This window comes from Haloarcula sp. NS06 (assembly GCF_051122755.1).
Taxonomy (GTDB): Archaea; Halobacteriota; Halobacteria; order Halobacteriales; family Haloarculaceae; genus Haloarcula.
Map to the genome: position 1 here is coordinate 1,641,803 of NZ_CP184844.1, position 14,870 is coordinate 1,656,672.

The 14,870-nt window shown below is 63.2% G+C and carries 16 protein-coding genes and 1 pseudogene; 7 read left to right on the forward strand and 10 right to left on the reverse strand.

What is annotated here, in order from left to right:
* Positions 1-44 precede the first annotated feature (44 nt).
* Positions 45-1,436, reverse strand: a complete 1,392-nt coding sequence (locus tag ACODNH_RS12280) for a substrate-binding protein (protein ID WP_306704513.1) — start codon at positions 1,434-1,436, stop codon at positions 45-47.
* A gap of 131 nt (positions 1,437-1,567) precedes the next feature.
* Between ACODNH_RS12280 and ACODNH_RS12285 the strand changes: the two genes are divergently transcribed.
* The 4 genes from ACODNH_RS12285 (at position 1,568) to ACODNH_RS12300 (ending at position 4,783) form a co-directional block, all read left to right on the forward strand.
* On the forward strand, positions 1,568-2,419 hold the full coding sequence (locus tag ACODNH_RS12285; RefSeq protein WP_306704514.1) for a hypothetical protein: 852 nt from the start codon (positions 1,568-1,570) through the stop codon (positions 2,417-2,419).
* Between the two features lie 55 nt (positions 2,420-2,474).
* A complete protein-coding gene (locus ACODNH_RS12290; RefSeq protein WP_306704516.1) occupies positions 2,475-3,053 on the forward strand; it encodes a magnesium transporter in 579 nt (192 codons plus the stop codon).
* Entirely contained in the window at positions 3,054-3,620 is a 567-nt protein-coding gene (locus ACODNH_RS12295) for a magnesium transporter (protein WP_306704519.1), read from the forward strand. It abuts the gene before it with no gap.
* 116 nt (positions 3,621-3,736) lie between these two features.
* Positions 3,737-4,783 carry a nucleoside recognition protein gene (locus ACODNH_RS12300; protein ID WP_306704521.1) on the forward strand — a complete coding sequence of 349 codons (1,047 nt, stop codon included), beginning with the start codon at positions 3,737-3,739 and terminating at the stop codon, positions 4,781-4,783.
* A 21-nt stretch (positions 4,784-4,804) separates the two neighbouring features.
* Here ACODNH_RS12300 and ACODNH_RS12305 read toward each other — a convergent pair whose 3' ends face one another.
* Together ACODNH_RS12305 and ACODNH_RS12310 are read right to left on the reverse strand one after the other, a co-directional pair.
* A complete protein-coding gene (locus tag ACODNH_RS12305) occupies positions 4,805-5,539 on the reverse strand; it encodes a GNAT family N-acetyltransferase (RefSeq protein ID WP_434530353.1) in 735 nt (244 codons plus the stop codon).
* Between the two features lie 123 nt (positions 5,540-5,662).
* Entirely contained in the window at positions 5,663-6,556 is an 894-nt protein-coding gene (locus tag ACODNH_RS12310; protein WP_306704525.1) for a CBS domain-containing protein, read from the reverse strand.
* An 87-nt stretch (positions 6,557-6,643) separates the two neighbouring features.
* Here ACODNH_RS12310 and ACODNH_RS12315 point away from each other — a divergent pair, with 87 nt between their 5' ends.
* The 3 genes from ACODNH_RS12315 to ACODNH_RS12325 all read left to right on the forward strand — a co-directional run bounded on the left by ACODNH_RS12315 (position 6,644) and on the right by ACODNH_RS12325 (position 9,298).
* Positions 6,644-7,603, forward strand: coding sequence for a lamin tail domain-containing protein (locus ACODNH_RS12315; RefSeq protein ID WP_306707424.1), 960 nt, complete (start codon positions 6,644-6,646; stop codon positions 7,601-7,603).
* 51 nt (positions 7,604-7,654) lie between these two features.
* Positions 7,655-8,710, forward strand: coding sequence for a molybdopterin-dependent oxidoreductase (locus ACODNH_RS12320; RefSeq protein WP_306704527.1), 1,056 nt, complete (start codon positions 7,655-7,657; stop codon positions 8,708-8,710).
* A 243-nt stretch (positions 8,711-8,953) separates the two neighbouring features.
* Positions 8,954-9,298, forward strand: a complete 345-nt coding sequence (locus tag ACODNH_RS12325) for a hypothetical protein (protein WP_306704529.1) — start codon at positions 8,954-8,956, stop codon at positions 9,296-9,298.
* 58 nt (positions 9,299-9,356) lie between these two features.
* On the opposite strand, the gene ACODNH_RS12330 is transcribed toward ACODNH_RS12325, so the two are convergent.
* The 7 genes and pseudogenes from ACODNH_RS12330 to ACODNH_RS12360 all read right to left on the reverse strand — a co-directional run bounded on the left by ACODNH_RS12330 (position 9,357) and on the right by ACODNH_RS12360 (position 14,831).
* A complete protein-coding gene (locus ACODNH_RS12330) occupies positions 9,357-9,980 on the reverse strand; it encodes an HAD family hydrolase (protein WP_306704531.1) in 624 nt (207 codons plus the stop codon).
* Entirely contained in the window at positions 9,977-10,399 is a 423-nt protein-coding gene (locus ACODNH_RS12335; RefSeq protein ID WP_306704533.1) for an RNA-binding domain-containing protein, read from the reverse strand. Before ACODNH_RS12335 ends, ACODNH_RS12330 begins: the two co-directional genes overlap by 4 nt.
* Positions 10,396-10,959 carry an AAA family ATPase gene (locus ACODNH_RS12340; RefSeq protein WP_306704535.1) on the reverse strand — a complete coding sequence of 188 codons (564 nt, stop codon included), beginning with the start codon at positions 10,957-10,959 and terminating at the stop codon, positions 10,396-10,398. The genes ACODNH_RS12335 and ACODNH_RS12340 overlap by 4 nt, the downstream gene beginning before the upstream one ends.
* Before the next feature lie 51 nt (positions 10,960-11,010).
* Positions 11,011-11,852 (reverse strand): annotated as a pseudogene (locus ACODNH_RS12345) (polyprenyl synthetase family protein).
* Positions 11,853-11,913: 61 nt separating this feature from the next.
* On the reverse strand, positions 11,914-12,864 hold the full coding sequence (locus tag ACODNH_RS12350; protein WP_306704539.1) for an electron transfer flavoprotein subunit alpha/FixB family protein: 951 nt from the start codon (positions 12,862-12,864) through the stop codon (positions 11,914-11,916).
* On the reverse strand, positions 12,864-13,655 hold the full coding sequence (locus ACODNH_RS12355) for an electron transfer flavoprotein subunit beta/FixA family protein (RefSeq protein ID WP_434530354.1): 792 nt from the start codon (positions 13,653-13,655) through the stop codon (positions 12,864-12,866). Before ACODNH_RS12355 ends, ACODNH_RS12350 begins: the two co-directional genes overlap by 1 nt.
* 84 nt (positions 13,656-13,739) lie before the next feature.
* Positions 13,740-14,831 carry a helix-turn-helix transcriptional regulator gene (locus tag ACODNH_RS12360; RefSeq protein WP_434530355.1) on the reverse strand — a complete coding sequence of 364 codons (1,092 nt, stop codon included), beginning with the start codon at positions 14,829-14,831 and terminating at the stop codon, positions 13,740-13,742.
* Positions 14,832-14,870: the final 39 nt, after the last annotated feature.

Here is a 14,870-nt window from a genome sequence, read left to right on the forward strand (position 1 = left end):
CACTATAAATCATGAGGGGTACGGTCCCCTGTCCGGATTCTGCCCTATTCGTCGCCGTACTCGCCGAGTTCGCACTCCGCGGCCGGCCCGGAATCGCACCCGTATCCGACGTCGTCTCGAGAGGTGATCTCGACAATGTCGATGAAGTTCCCGTCTGACTGTTCGCTCTCTGGCAGCCCCTGGGCAACCGGAATGTCCCGCTGGGCCTGGTGGTCACAGGCGCGCATCGTCTCCTCACCCATGCCGATGTTGCTGTACTCGTAGTCCTCCAGTTGGCGGATGACCTCCGGCGGGTAGAACGTGCCCGCTCGTTCGGCGGCGGCCGCGTACTGGAGCGTCTGTGAGTAGGCGAGCTGGGCCGGTCCGGACGGAACGCGGTCGTACTCGTCCTGGAACGCCTGCGTGAACGCGTTCGACGCCTCGTTGTCGATCTGGGAGTCCCAGGCAATCGTCCCGTAGATGCCTTCGATGGACCCACCGGCGGCCTGTGCCATCGGGCGGTTGTACAGCGGGACGACGAGTTCCATGTCCTCGTCGATACCGGCATCGACGGCCTGGGAGACGGAGTTCGCGCCGTCCAGCCCGTAGTGGTTCAGGACAAGCACGTCCGCGCCGCTGTTTGCGGCCTCCGAGAGATACGAGGAGAAGTCGCTGGTCCCGAGCGGCGTCGGCACGCTGTCGACTTCTTCCCACCCGATTTCCGAGAGGAACTGGTTCATCGAGTCCTGCTGGGTCTGGCCCCAGGAGTAGTCGGCGTACAGCTGGTAGAAGGAGTTGTCCGAGCCGTACTCGCTTTCAAGCACTGGTGCGAGCGCCTGGCCGGTCATGTACGCGTTGAACATCTCCCGGAACCCGTACCGGGCGCAGTCTTTCCCAGTCGTGTCGTTCGAGTGGGTCAGACAGGCCATGAACATCACGTTCTGCGACTGACAGAGACCCTGCACGGCGATGGCCACTGCACTGGAAGAGCCGCCCGAGATCATCACCACGTCGTCCCGGTTTATCATCCGCGAGGCGGCCTGTCGGGCGGTGTCGGCGTCGGTTGCCGTGTCACCGTTTACCGAGTCGACCGTGTACCCGAGGACGCCGTCGCCGCTGAGGTCCTCGAAGCTGTCCACCCAGCCACCCCCGTTATTGAGATGCTTCTGTGCAAGTTCGTACGCCCGGAGTTCGTCCTGCCCCTCAGAGGAGTAGGGTCCGGATTGTGGAACGTTGAACCCGAACGTGACTGTGTCGCCCTCAACCGGGAAGTTCCCGAGCGATGGGTAGTCATCACCGCCGTCGCCACCGCCATCGCCACCGTCGCCGCCGTCGCCACCACCATCGCCACCGTCGCCACCGGAACAACCGGCCAGTCCCGTCAGCCCTGCCACACCTGCGACGCCCGTACTCTTCAGCAACTGTCGTCGGTTGACCGATCTGCCATTAGTTGGCATGTTCCATACGGTGTCTGTATATATCATAATAGTTTCGGTAGGTTAATCAACGATTTCACATCTATAGAACGACATATCCCCGATAAATGGCGATCCGTAGACTTATTCTGACCTGATTGGTTTGTTAGAACATGACGAGGTATCTGTGTCGGCAGCTACTCGTCCTCACCATCGTCGTAACCGCGGGCTGTGGCGGGTTCGGGTTCAGCGGCGGCAACGACCTGGCGACGCCGGTGACGCCTGCTCCGGTACCGACCGACTCTGCGACCACATATCCGACTGGTGTCGGCCCAACGGGTGTCACTAGCCCATCCTTGCTTGGGGCTGCACACGGGAACCGTCTCAACGGAACCGGGTACACGGTGACGATGAACCGGACCGTCAGATATGCAAACGGGTCATTGCGGTCCCACCTTCGAGTCCACGTCGCGCTGGACGCGAACCGGACACACCTCGCTAACATATCTGTCCGTGGCCACGCGGCCCCGGTGCTCCTTGGCCGACCGCCGGCGACTGCGTCGTTCTGGTCCGATGGCGATAGGTATCTCCGCCGACTCGCGCGAGACAACCAGACCATCTACAACGAGTACGACCCGCCGGACAGCTACGCCGGAACGTGGCGGTACTGGGTTCATACCGCCGCGCTGAACGGCCGTCCTGCCGCCGACGTGACTCAGACCGTTGCCCCGTTCCACACCCGGACCCTGCGGTCCCAGCAGTCAGATGGGCCCGTCTACGTCATCAGGGGCGACCGATTGCGGGAAAACACGACTTCGACAGCGTGGACGAGCCGGGAGAACGCAACGCTTGTCGCCCACGTCACGCAGTCAGGCCTCATCCGATACTACCGGACCGAGTACACGACGGTCACGGACGGCGGCGACCCGGTCACCATCAACAGAACAGTTCGGTTTACTGGGGTCGGGAACACGACGGTCGGGCCGCCACCGTGGCGTGGTAGAGTACAGTCGACTCCCGACTGAGGCGTCGCCAGCGCTATCAGGGGGCTTTTTTTCGCTCGCCGTCCTTCGCCCTGCAATGACTGTCCGCGAGGTGGCACTCGAAGCCTACCGGGAATCGCTCCCGGTGCTGGCACTCAGTGCGGTCGGCGGCCTCTTCGCGGGCGTCGTCCTTGGCGGCATGGATGCGGAGTTACAGGATGTCGCCGGACTGCTTGTGCTCGTGCCAGCACTCCTTGCCACTCGGGGGAACGTCTACGGCTCACTCGGCGCGCGCCTAGGGTCGGCGCTCCATCAGGGGCTTATCGAACCGAGGTTTTCCTTTGCTGACGACCGCATCAACGCTGCCGTCGCGGCGGCACTGGCGAACGGGGTACTCATCAGTGGTGTCGCCGCGGTGATGGCCGCCGTGTTGCTCGCGCTGATCGGACGACCGTCGGCCCCGCTCACGACTCTCATTGCCATTGCGCTCATCGCGGGCTTTGTCTCAGGGCTGTTGTTGACCATTGCCGTCGTCTCGGTCGTGTTCGTCGGCTACCGCCGCGGCCTCAATCCGGATACGCTGGCCGGCCCGGTCGTGACGACGACGGGCGATGTGGTCGGCATTGCGACGCTGCTGGGCGCGACCCGCCTCGTCCTCGCGCTGGGGGGTGGCTGAATGGCGGAATTCGCCTCCCAGTGGTCGGTTTCAGGCATCGTCCGGACGATGTTCCCCATCCTGATCGTGCTGACCGCTATTGAACTCGGGAGCGGCCTCGTTCTCGATACCTTCGAGGGAACACTGCTACAGTATCCGTCGTTGCTGGTGCTCGTCCCGGTGACAATCGGGATGGCTGGCAACCTCGGTAGCATCCTCGCGGCGCGGTTCTCGACGGCGTTTCACCTCGGCCTGCTGTCGTTCACGCCGACTGACGACCGGTTGGCCGGCAATGCTATCGCTACCCTTGCGCTTGCGGTGACGCTGTTCCCGCTCGTCGGCGCTGGCGCATGGCTCCTCCAGACCGTCATCGGCGGTGCTGCACTCCCGCTCCGGACGGTCGTGCTGGTCGCGCTCGTCAGCGGGAGTCTACTGGCGGTGCTGGCCATCGTCGTGACGACGGTGACAACCTACGCCGCCTACCGGTTCGAACTGGACCCCGACGACGTGGTTATCCCCGTCGTCACGAACGTCTGTGACGTGCTGGGTGTGGTGGTGCTGTTCGGTGCTGTCCGCGTGCTTGTGTGAGAGGTCGGCGTCGGCACTTCGGTATCTGCTGTCCCACACGGCTACCGCTGCGCGGTTCCCTGAAATCGACCGACGCTATCGATGGGCATTTGCGGGCTAGGACCGTACGTTTCAGCGTGCAGTCGCTCGTTGCCGCAGTGCTTGGCCATCCGGCAGTCGCTGTCCTCGGAGAGGTCGCTATCAGGGTCCTCCGCATCACCTTTTTCCTCTCGTTTGGCGTGTTTCTCGCGGAACTGGCGGTCGCGTTCGGACTGGTCGAGAAAATCGCCGTGGTTTCGCGGTATCTCACGTCGCCGGCAAACCTCCCGGACGAGGTTGGGACCGCGATCCTGACGACGACGGCGTCGACGACCGCCGGCTACGGGATGCTCGCCGACTTCCGGGAGTCTGGCGTGCTGTCAGACCGTGCGACGATAATCGCCGTCACCATCAACACGTTCTTCGGTTTCGCCCAGCACATTATCACGTTCTACGCGCCGATACTCATCCCCATACTGGGCTTCCGGGTTGGGGTGTTGTACGTCGCGACGCGGGGACTCATCGCGCTGGCGATTACGCTGACTGGCATCGCTGCCGGCGCGGTCCTGCTGGACGCATCCAACGTCGGCCGGTCCGGCGCAAATACGGACCCGGCCCCCGACGGTGGGACCGCTGGCGACGCATCCGACGTGTTCGACGACCGTCCGGAGAGTCGTCGAGCGGCCGTCAGGACAGCATTCGACGCGACGGGAGAGAAGGTCCGCGACATCCTGCCGCGGCTAGCGGCCATCTACGCTGTTGTCTCACTCCTGCTCGCCTACAGTGATGAACTACTGGCACTCATCGGAAGCGACGGGGCGTCCGTGACGACTGCCGCCGACGGGTTCGCCGGACTGCTCGGCCTGCCCGGGGCGGCAATCCCCGTTATCGCCGCCTACGCGCTCGATACGACTTCGGGGGCGACGGTCATCGCACCGCTCATCCGAAACGGGACCTTCTCCGCGCGAACCGCCGTGGCGACGATGCTCGTTGGTGGAATCATCTCGTTTGCCGTCTCGACGTTCAAGCGCTCGATCCCCTTCCAGTACGGCATCTGGGGCCGGGAGTTCGGCTCGAAAGTTATTGTCGTCAACACGGGGCTGAAAATCGTCTGGATTGCGCTGGCGCTGGTCGTCCTGCTGTAGTGAGACGCCGGTAGCCCGGCGTCAGTCGAACGTGTAGGCCATCATCACTTCGTCGACCTGCTCGCCGTCGACAGTGTAGTGGTTCCGACGGATACCCTCGGTGTGCCAGCCGTGGTCTTCGAGGAACACCATCGCGTTCTCCGTGATCGCTGGCACGCTGTTGTACAGCTTCCGGTAGCCGTTGGCTTTCGCCCAGTCCAGCCCGCGTTGCATGAGCTGGCTGCCGATGCCTTGGCCACGCTGTTCCTCTCTGACACCGACAGTGAGCTGGGCCGTCTCGCGAAGCTTGTCCAGCTGCGGGATGTCGAGGTGGCACCAGCCGATGACCGCCTCGTCAACTGTCGCGACGAAGAAAACTCTTGATTCAACTGTGTTGTGCCGTGTAACGGCATCTTCGTACAGCAACTGCTCGGCGACGCTCTCGGCGACGACGTACGTCCCGTCGCTTGAGACGTTCCGAATGGTCTGGACGAGCCCCTCGAAATCGTCATTATGAGCCGGTCGAATCGTGTACGTCAGCCCGTCCGTGGCGTGTTCCTCGACTGAGCCGACATCGAGCGCTAGCGTCAGTGTCCCACCGTCGTCCTTGATGTACCCCTTCGACAGAAGGTGCGTCAGGGCCTTCTCGAACGCTTCGGGGGAGAGGTCTACCGTCTCACGGACCCTATGCCGTGCCGCCGTCCCGTGTCGTTCGACGTACTGGTACACCTCCATCGCCGCGCTCGTTTCGAATGTCGGCCGTTCGACAGCGTCCATACCGAATGTATCTACTAGCAGATTATTAACAATTGTTATTTGATAACACGAAACAGGAAACGTGGTTGGAGTTCTCCCGGACTAGCCATAGTCGAATGTGATAGGGTGCGCCTGACTGTCGGTCTATGCCGTGTCCGGAATCGGATCGGAGATGACAACGGCGTCGCCCTCGATGACGCAGTTCCCCTCAGAATCATCGACGGCCGTGGCCAGCCGAAACCGGTTGTCCTGAATGCGTTCGACGACCTCACAGCGGGCCGTGACCTCCTCGTCGATATCGACGGGCCCCTGATAGCTCAGCTCCTGTGAGAGGTAGATTGTCAGCCCGGGGAGCCGCGCCAGAGCCGAACTGATGATGCCGGAAACGAGCGTTCCGTGAACAATTCGGCGGCCGAACCGCGTGCCGTCCGCGAACGTCGCATCGAGGTGGAGTCTGTTCGTGTCGCCACTCGCTTCGGCGAAGGCCTCCACGTCAGCCTTGGATATCGTCTTGCTGAACTCGACGTGGTCACCCACGTCGATACCGTCGGCAGTCCCGTAACTCTCGAACGTCCAGTCCTCGTTCTCGTACAGTGTGTCCGGCCGGGTGAACCGCTTTCGCTGGGGCTGGTCGCTGGACATCCCTATCGCCCGAGAGAGGTGCGGGATGTAGTCCGAGAGGTCAGTCGTCGTGACGATGCCGACGAGTGACCCTTCCTCGACGACGGGCAGCTTCTTGATATTGTTCGTTCGCAGTCGGTCGACGGCCGCTTGCATGTCCGCGTCGGGAGCGACCGTCACCAGTGTCTCGGCCATCACGTCGCCGACGGTCAGTGCTCTAGTATCCCCTTCGGCCGCGGTGACAGCAACGATATCGCTCTCCGTGATGATACCGACGCAGCCGCCGTCGTCCTCGACGACGAGTGAGCCGATGTCCTCGTCGCGGAGGCGTCGGGCAGCTTCGATGACCGGAGCGTCGGGACTGATGGTTTTGACCGGTGTCCGCATGATATCTCTGACTGGCAGCGGGACAAGCATTGTACCGAAACCCAGACATGGCAGACCTATAACAGTCCGCCCAGCGACACCGGCATGCTTGTGTCGCCGGCCGCCAACGTCTATCTGATGCGATGGCCTGTGTTCGGTTTTGTCGTCGTCGTTCTCGTGGTTGCTGCCGGCTGTAGCGGTTTCGCCGGCTCACCATCGCAGTCGGCGGGGACCGCCGTCGACGACCAGTCTGGTGTCAACGTGCCACAAGCAACTGTCACCGTGACGGTCACTGCTGTCGTCGACGGTGACACAATACAGGTCGCCTACGAGAACGGCACCGGTGACACAGTCCGACTCGTCGGCGTCGATACCCCCGAAGTCCATACCGAGAACGACCCCGCGGAATTCGAAGGCGTCCCAGAAACTGACGATGGGGCGTCTTGCCTCCGCGGGGCCGGCACGAACGCGTCGTCGCTCGCTAAACAGCGGCTCCTCGGCGAGACCGTTGGACTCGCGTTCGACCAGAATCTGAACCGGCGCGGCTACTACGATCGGCTGCTGGCCTACGTTGTCCACGACGAGACGCTGTTCAACTACCGGCTTGTCGAAACCGGTCATGCGCGCGTGTACGACAGCGAATTCGAACGAGCCGAACTATTCTACGCCGCCGAGGAGGCTGCCCGCTCCGACCGGCGCGGCCTCTGGCGCTGTACGGACCCGAGTGCGGTGACTCGAACGGCTATCCCCGACGGTGGGACTGAGAGCGCCAGCGGCATCGCACTTGCCGAAATCCACCCCGATGCGGCAGGCAACGACAACGAGAACCTGAACGACGAGTACATCACACTCACGAACACCAACGATGCGCCGCTCGATCTCTCCGGGTGGACGGTCAGCGACGACGTGGGCCACCAGTATACGTTCGCGAACTTGACCCTCGATTCAAACGGCTCAGTGACCCTCTACACCGGCAGCGGCACCGACACTGACACGACGCGGTACTGGGGCCGGAACGGGGCAGTCTGGAACAACGACGGCGACACGGTTATCGTTCGGAACGCCAGCGGCGAGACGGTTCTTCGACAGTCGTACTGATGCTGTCACGCCGCCACGACAGTATAAACCAATCCAGTGCTAACAGTACCCATGACCATCCGCCGGCTGATGCCAACGCCACGGGCGGTCGACTGGGGGCTGTTTGCGGCGGTGGCGACACTGCTTGCCACCGGTGTCGCCACCATCTTCGCAGGCATCCCCAGCAGTGCGTGGATAATCGACCTCCACGCACTCTCCGGCGTGGTGCTGACGCTTCTGTTGCCGGTGAAGCTTCGCCGCGTCTTCCACCGCGTCGCCCCGTCGCGGCTGACCGGTACCCGTCTCCTCTCGGTCGGTCTGGCCGCCGTCACACTGGGCGCGCTCAGTACCGGCGTCTGGTGGATCTTCGGCGGTACGCTCGACCTCGGCCCGTGGGGGCTGTTTCACCTCCACGTCGCGCTCGGCCTACTGGTCCCGCCATTGTTACTGGTGCATCTCCGCGCCCGGCTCTACTCGCCGGCGGAGGCCACCCGCGGCGGCCGCCGGGACGTTCTCCGGTACGCTGGCTTGGTGACCGCGGGAGCGCTCATCTGGCGAGTTCAGAGGCCGGTCAACGACGCACTCGACACAGCCGGCGCGGACCGCCGGTACACCGGGTCACGTGAGGAGGGGACCGACGACGGCAACCGGTTCCCCGTCACCAGCTGGGTCGCCGACGACCCGGACCCGGTCGACGCTGCCGACTGGTCGCTGTCGGTCGCTGGCCGCGTCGCCAGCCCAACCAGCTACGCTGCCGGCGACCTCTCCCCGGACGCAACCGAGTCGGCGGTGCTTGACTGCACGAGCGGCTGGTACTCCGGGCACGAGTGGCAGGGCGTCCGCGTCGGCGACCTGCTCGACGCCGCCGACCCCGACGACGCGGCGGCGTGGGTCCAGTTCCGGTCGGTGACCGGCTACCGCTGGAGCCTCCCGCTGTCGGAGGCACGCGATGCCGTGCTGGCTACCCACGTCGACGGCGAGCGTCTGGCCCACGGTCACGGCTACCCGCTCCGACTTGTCGCGCCTGGTCGTCGGGGTTTCCAGTGGGTGAAGTGGGTCGAGTCAGTGCGAGTCAGCAAGCGCCGCGAACTCGGGGAGTGGCTTGCGATATTCGTGAGCGGACTTTGAGTTCGTCCGAGTCCCTCAGCGACAGCGCAGTCGTCACTCTTTGTGGGCTGTTCCGCCTAGAAGGTGGAGGTTACCTGTAGTACACGGCTCCTTCGGACGGGTTCACTCCGCTGCACTGCCAGTCTTTGCCGACTCGCGGCCCAGTGCAACACTGCGCTAGGTAGCGCTCGAAAGAGCAGCTTACCACTGTAGTTGTCATTGAAGCTACTACTAACGAAGTACCAATGCGCGATAGCAGGAGACATGAACTGGCGGCACCCCGCTCGATTTGCCGGTCCATCGAACACCGCCGTCGCCCTGTGGGCGGTCGCCGTCGCTTTTTTCGGTGTCGGTGACCTCGTCACGACACTCGTTGGCTACAGTATTACCGGCGTGACTGAACTCAGCCCCGTGGTCAAACTACTGCTGGAGGAGCACGCGGTGCTGGTGCTGACCGGCCTGAAAACCACGGTGTTTGTAGGCTTTTTCGCCGTCTGGAAGTACGTTTCTTGGCCATATTCTATCGGCGTCCCGCTCGGCCTGGCGCTACTAGGCGTTGCGGTAACGGCGTGGAACACCGGCATCATCCTCACGGCTGTACTGGCCTGAGCCCCGGCGGTCGGCAGCTTCCAGTACCCGTGGCGTTCTGTCCCGGCAGTTACGCAGGCTACACCAGCGCGTCGATAGAATCCCAGAGGTCTGGCCCGCCGCCGTCGCCCGACTCGTAGTGAATCGGCACGAAGCCCGCGTTGCGTGCGCCCTCGACATCGGTTTCGTACTCGTTGCCGACCATCACGTACTCGTCGGCCGGAAGCTCCTCCCGGACCCGGTCGAACGGAGCGCTGTCGGGCTTGTGCGCGCCGACCTCGTAGGAGGCAACAAAGAGGTCGAACAGGTCGGTCAGCCCGTGGTGGTCGAGCTTGGCGACCTGCCATTCCCGGATACCGTTGGTGACAATTGCGAGCTGATTGTCGGCGGCAAGTGCGGTCAGGCTGTCCCGGGCCGCCTCGGGGACGGTCGTCGACGCGAACTCGGTCTCCCTGAGCGTCTCGACCAGCGTGTCGAGGTCCACGTCCGCCCCGACCGCCTCCACGACGGCGGCCATCGACTGGCGGTACGGGTTTGGCTCCAGCGCCTCGAAGGCCGTGTAGAACGCCTCCTTGCTAACGGCCCGGACCTCGTCCGTATACTCGATACCGTGGGCCTCGACTGTTCTCTGGATGATATTCTTGTACGGCTCCGGATAGTGGACGACCGTGTCGTCGAGGTCGAAACAGATGGTCGTCGTCATGTGTTGTCGTCGTAGACCGGCTGTCCGTCCTCGGTTGGCGGCGCGACATAGTCGATGTACTCCTCGGCGGTCGGTTCGTTGACGGTCACGTTCACATGGATGTCGCCCAGTTCTGAAGGGTCACCGACCGCGAAATTGATTCGCCCCTCGAACGCTGCCTGCTTTTTCACGTCGAACGCGAAAGTGTCACCCTCCAGATTGTCGAAGAAGACCGACCGGGCTGTGTCCAGAATTTCTCGCCGGTGGAGCAGCTCGGAGAACCCGTCCATCGTGTGTACCTCCGCGACGAGTGCGCCCTGCTGGTGGGTCGGGTCAGCCTTCGGGAAGAGGTTCCGGACTGCGTCGGCGACCCGGTCGGTTACTTCGGTGTCGTTGACGGGGGCTTCGATTCGGATGTCGACGGAGTAGACGGCGCTCATTGGTCGAGTACCTCCGGTCCATCCCGAATCAGTGTGCGAACGGTCCGCTGGAACGCGGCCAGCGTCTCCGTGTTCTCGATAGTCAGGTCGGCCATCTCCATGGCCTCGCCCATCCCGAAGCCGAGTTCGCGAGCGTCGCGGTCCTCAAGCGATTCGCCACCGTCTTCCACCGAGGTGTCCCGTCCACGGATGTCGAGGCGGTCGGCCCGCAGTTCAAACGGAGCGTCTATCTCGACGAGCAGGAACGTGTCGCCGAACGCCGATTCGAACGCTTCGACCTCTACGTCCGACCGGATACCGTCGATGAGGACGGTGTCGTTCGATTCGAGTTCCGCCTCGATCATCGGTAGCGAGCGCTCGGCGATGGCGGCGGGCCCGTTCTCCTCTCGGAGTGCCTTCGCGACCGTCCCGTGGTCCGTTGCGGGGTTGAGCCCGCGGTCACGGCACTCCTCGCGGATGACGTCGCCCATCGTCACGATCGGCACGTCCATCTCAGCGGCGACGTTCGCTGCCTCGCTTTTCCCGCTGCCCGGCAGCCCGACGATACCGATAACTGTCATTGCCGGGCGTAATCGAGCAGCGGGCAAAAGCCCTCCCGTTCGGATCGGTCCTCACCGTTCGCGGACAACGACGAACTCCGCGAGGTCGCGCAGGTACTCCATCGACTGGGACTCCGGGGCGTCGATGGTCGACAGCGACTCGAGGGCGGCGTCGGATTCGGCCCGCGCTCGGTCGTTTGCCTCCTCGGTTGTCAGCTCCGTCACTTCCACTAGCGATGGTCGCTGCATCTCCGCGTCGGTCCCAGCCGGCTTGCCCAGCGTTTCGGCGTCTGCCGTTGCATCGAGCACGTCGTCGCGCATCTGGAAGGCTACACCGACCCGTTCAGCGTACTGGCCAACCGCCTCGACCGTGTACGGGTCCGAGTCGGCGGCGATGGCTCCAAGTTCCGCCGCAGCGCGGAACAGCGCCCCGGTTTTCCTGCGAGCCAACTCCATGTACTCCTTCTCGTTGGAGGGCTCCGCGACCAGTTCCATCGCCTCGCCCTCGCCCAGTTCGACCATCGACTCGGAGACGGTCTGCATGGCACGCTCGTCCGTGGAAAAGAGATTGAACGCTTCGCCGAGCAGACCGTCGGAGGCGATAATGGCTGGGCCGTGGCCGAAGGCCTCCCAGGCGGCCGGGGACCCCCGCCGGAGTTCTGACTCGTCGATGATGTCGTCGATGACCAGCGAGGCGTTGTGAACGAGTTCGATGCCGACTGCGAAATCAACGGCGTCCGCTGGCTCCCCACCCAGCGCCTCACACACCAGCACTGTCACCGTCGGCCGCACCCGCTTCCCCCGGAAAGCGCCACGTGACGCACTTCGTCTGCGAGTTCCTCCGGCTCCACGCTGTCGAGAACCGCCTCTAGGCGCTCCTCGACCCGGTCGCGCCGGCGCTCGAGATACTCCATTACTGCTCCCTTAGGACTACCATAAAAAGTACCTTGTCACCCGCGATTCGGTGTGTAGCGACTACTGGAACTGCTCGATGAGTGCCGGGACGACCTCGAACAGGTCGTCCTGGATGCCGTAGTCGGCGATATCGAATATCGGCGCGTTCGGATCGGTGTTGATAGCGACGATCGTATCTGACCCCTTCATTCCGGCGACGTGCTGTACGGCCCCGGAGATACCGATGGCGATGTACACGTCCGGGGTGACGACTTTCCCGCTCTGGCCGACTTGGCGGTCCTTCGCCAGCCAGCCATTGTCGATGAGCGGCCGCGAACCCGACACCGTTGCGTCCAGCGCCTCAGCGAGGTCGTGAATGATATCCAGATTCTCTTCTTCCTCGATCCCGCGGCCGACAGACACCAGCACGTCGGCGTCGGTGATGTCGATATCGCCACCGCCGACTTCCTCGAAGCCCTTTACCGTAGACTTGACGGCGCTCTCGTCGATGCTCGCGTCGAACGCCTCGATGGCGGCGTCGCCCTCTGTCTCGATTGTCGGCCATTCAGCTGGGCGGATAGTCACGGCCGCTTGGTCAGCGTGGACGTCGATTGTCGTCTCGGCTTTTGAGCCGTACAGCTCTCTGGTAGCGGTGAGGCCGTTCTCAGCGTCGATGTCAACCACGTCGGTCACAAGCGGCCGGTCTAGCCGGTTTGCGACTGCTGGCGCGTAATCAAGCCCATTAACGCTGTTCGGCATCAGGAGAACGGTTGGATCCAGTTCCGTGGTCAACTGAGTGACAACCTGCGTGTACACGTCGTGGTTGAACTCTTCGCCGATATCGACAGTGTGGACGGTGTCAACGCCCTCGCGGTTCAGCTTCGCCCCGAACGCTTCGACATCCCCGCCGATAACGGCGGTGTGTAGCTCGCAGTCGAGTTTGTCGGCGAGATCGCGACCGGCTGCTAACTGTTCCAAGCTCACTGGTCGGAGCTCCCCGCGCCGGTGTTCGGCGATAGCAAGGACCGACATTAGCTGGTCACCCCCTTCTCCGCCAGCAGCTCAGCCAACTCGGTCGCCGTCTCCTCGGGACTCCCCTCGAACACCGTCGCCTCGCCTTCGGTCTCAGGCTCGTACAGCGAGGTCTGTTCGAGCGGGCTCTCGATTTCAGACGCGTCAAGACCGATATCTGCCAGACCGTACTCCGCGAGTTCCTTGCTCTGGGCCTGCCGGATACCCCGAAGACTCGCGTAGCGTGGGTCGTTGATCCCGGTCTGTATCGTCAGTACGGCCGGAATCTCAATGTCGGTGAGTTCCTCGACGCCCCCTTCCAGTTCCCGGTGGACGCTGGCAACACCTGCCTCCAGATCGAGGTCGAGATCGTTAACGACAGCGCCCCACTCCATGTCAAGCTTATCGGCCAGCGTGACACCAGTCGCCCCGAACCCGTCATCGGCTGACTGGACGCCGGTCAGCACAAGATCGGGGTCTTCCTCGGCAGCGACGGCGGCCAGCACCTCGGCCTTCGTCTCGGGGTCCAGCAGGCCGGCGTCGTCGAGTGCGTCGTCCCAGACACGGATCGCGCGGTCGGCCCCTTTCGCCAGTGCCTGCCGGATTGTCTCATCCGTCTCGGATGGGCCGACGGTGACAGTGACGACCTCGACATCGTCGTGGGCCTCCTGTATCTGAACGGCCGCTTCGACAGCGTACTCGTCCCACTCGTTGAGGTCGGCTGTGACGTACCGGTCGTCGATAGCGAGGCCGTCGATCTCGAACTCGTCGTCGACGGCTGCCACCTCCTTTACCGTGACAAGGATTTTCATACTCGAACTCCGACCGGACAGCGAATAAACGTTTTCGAACCAGAAACCACGCCCGGCTTGTTTACACTCAGGTCGTCCCGTCGGTTACTCGTCGAAGTCGGTGATATCCTCATCCGGGAACGAAATGAGGTTCTCCCGACCGATTCGGAGCTTGTCAATGCGACCCTCGTCGTCCATCGATGAGAGCAACTGCGACACCTTCGCGTTCGACCAGCCAGTCTCGGAGACAATACGGGCCTGTTTCATCCGTCCACCGTTCTCTTCGAGGAGCCGTTCGACGCGTTCTTCGTCACTCAGGAGTTCAGCATCGACATCGTCTGAGGCCGCGGTATCGCTCGTTCGCGCTGCCGTCCCGGCGCTGTCGTCTCCGTCGTCGTCCCCGGCTCCAACCGATGGTAGTGCGTCAGAATACCCCGTTTTGAACATGTAGCCGACGGCGCCGACGAGTAGCACCATCAGTACGACCCCACCGATCCAGGCCGAATCGATGCCGCTGAAGATCGACTCCGGGGTCTCCGCTGGCGTTCCGGTGTCCGGCTGTTCCCCAGTGTACACGACGGAGAGGTATCCCGGTTCGAACGTTCGTTGCCCCTCGAAAACGAGCTTGCCATCGTTGACGGCGCTCGGGGCACTCTCGACCCCGTATCCCGGCGGCGGCGAGATGACGAATCGCTGGTCGGCAGTCAGCGTCCCAAACCACGTGCCGTCCGTGGAATTGAACGCATCTCCAACGACGATGTTCTCGTCGGTAACCACCGCGAAGTTCGTCCACGTAAACTCGAGGATCACCTGCCCTTTGCGGTCTGACACCTCGTACCGACGGTCGACGTCGGTGATCTCCATCTCACGCCCGGTAACCGTACTGGCCTCGTCTTTTGCCTCCCGGAACGCTGGCAGCCACACTGCCTCATCTCCCTCTGCGAACTGCTCACCGGTGTCTCTAAACCATTCAGTCTCGGTTTCGTCAAGCGCATAGGTATCCGTTATCGTCCACTTGGCGTCGCCGTTTGACTGTAGCTGGAGGGCAAACGTCGTGTTCTCCACGACCGGTGCTGGTGTCCCGGTCGTCTGCTGGGCAGGAACACCACCTGTCGCCGCCGCTGTCGCAAGCGGCGGGGTCGCCAACAGGGCAAACAGGACAAGGAGGAGGAGAGCACCTGAAACCCGCGGGGTCATTCTCGTTCACCGATGAACGTTCTGGGGGCAAAACCCTTT

What these genes read in the sequence shown, in the direction of transcription:
- ACODNH_RS12280 (WP_306704513.1), bottom strand. Translation starts at nt 1,436, where the DNA reads ATGCCAACTAATGGCAGATCGGTCAACCGACGACAGTTGCTGAAGAGT.
- ACODNH_RS12285 (WP_306704514.1), top strand. Translation starts at nt 1,568, where the DNA reads ATGACGAGGTATCTGTGTCGGCAGCTACTCGTCCTCACCATCGTCGTA.
- ACODNH_RS12290 (WP_306704516.1), top strand. Translation starts at nt 2,475, where the DNA reads ATGACTGTCCGCGAGGTGGCACTCGAAGCCTACCGGGAATCGCTCCCG.
- ACODNH_RS12295 (WP_306704519.1), top strand. Translation starts at nt 3,054, where the DNA reads ATGGCGGAATTCGCCTCCCAGTGGTCGGTTTCAGGCATCGTCCGGACG.
- ACODNH_RS12305 (WP_434530353.1), bottom strand. Translation starts at nt 5,539, where the DNA reads ATGGACGCTGTCGAACGGCCGACATTCGAAACGAGCGCGGCGATGGAG.
- ACODNH_RS12310 (WP_306704525.1), bottom strand. Translation starts at nt 6,556, where the DNA reads ATGCTTGTCCCGCTGCCAGTCAGAGATATCATGCGGACACCGGTCAAA.
- ACODNH_RS12315 (WP_306707424.1), top strand. Translation starts at nt 6,644, where the DNA reads ATGCGATGGCCTGTGTTCGGTTTTGTCGTCGTCGTTCTCGTGGTTGCT.
- ACODNH_RS12320 (WP_306704527.1), top strand. Translation starts at nt 7,655, where the DNA reads ATGACCATCCGCCGGCTGATGCCAACGCCACGGGCGGTCGACTGGGGG.
- ACODNH_RS12325 (WP_306704529.1), top strand. Translation starts at nt 8,954, where the DNA reads ATGAACTGGCGGCACCCCGCTCGATTTGCCGGTCCATCGAACACCGCC.
- ACODNH_RS12330 (WP_306704531.1), bottom strand. Translation starts at nt 9,980, where the DNA reads ATGACGACGACCATCTGTTTCGACCTCGACGACACGGTCGTCCACTAT.
- ACODNH_RS12335 (WP_306704533.1), bottom strand. Translation starts at nt 10,399, where the DNA reads ATGAGCGCCGTCTACTCCGTCGACATCCGAATCGAAGCCCCCGTCAAC.
- ACODNH_RS12340 (WP_306704535.1), bottom strand. Translation starts at nt 10,959, where the DNA reads ATGACAGTTATCGGTATCGTCGGGCTGCCGGGCAGCGGGAAAAGCGAG.
- ACODNH_RS12350 (WP_306704539.1), bottom strand. Translation starts at nt 12,864, where the DNA reads ATGTCGGTCCTTGCTATCGCCGAACACCGGCGCGGGGAGCTCCGACCA.
- ACODNH_RS12355 (WP_434530354.1), bottom strand. Translation starts at nt 13,655, where the DNA reads ATGAAAATCCTTGTCACGGTAAAGGAGGTGGCAGCCGTCGACGACGAG.
- ACODNH_RS12360 (WP_434530355.1), bottom strand. Translation starts at nt 14,831, where the DNA reads ATGACCCCGCGGGTTTCAGGTGCTCTCCTCCTCCTTGTCCTGTTTGCC.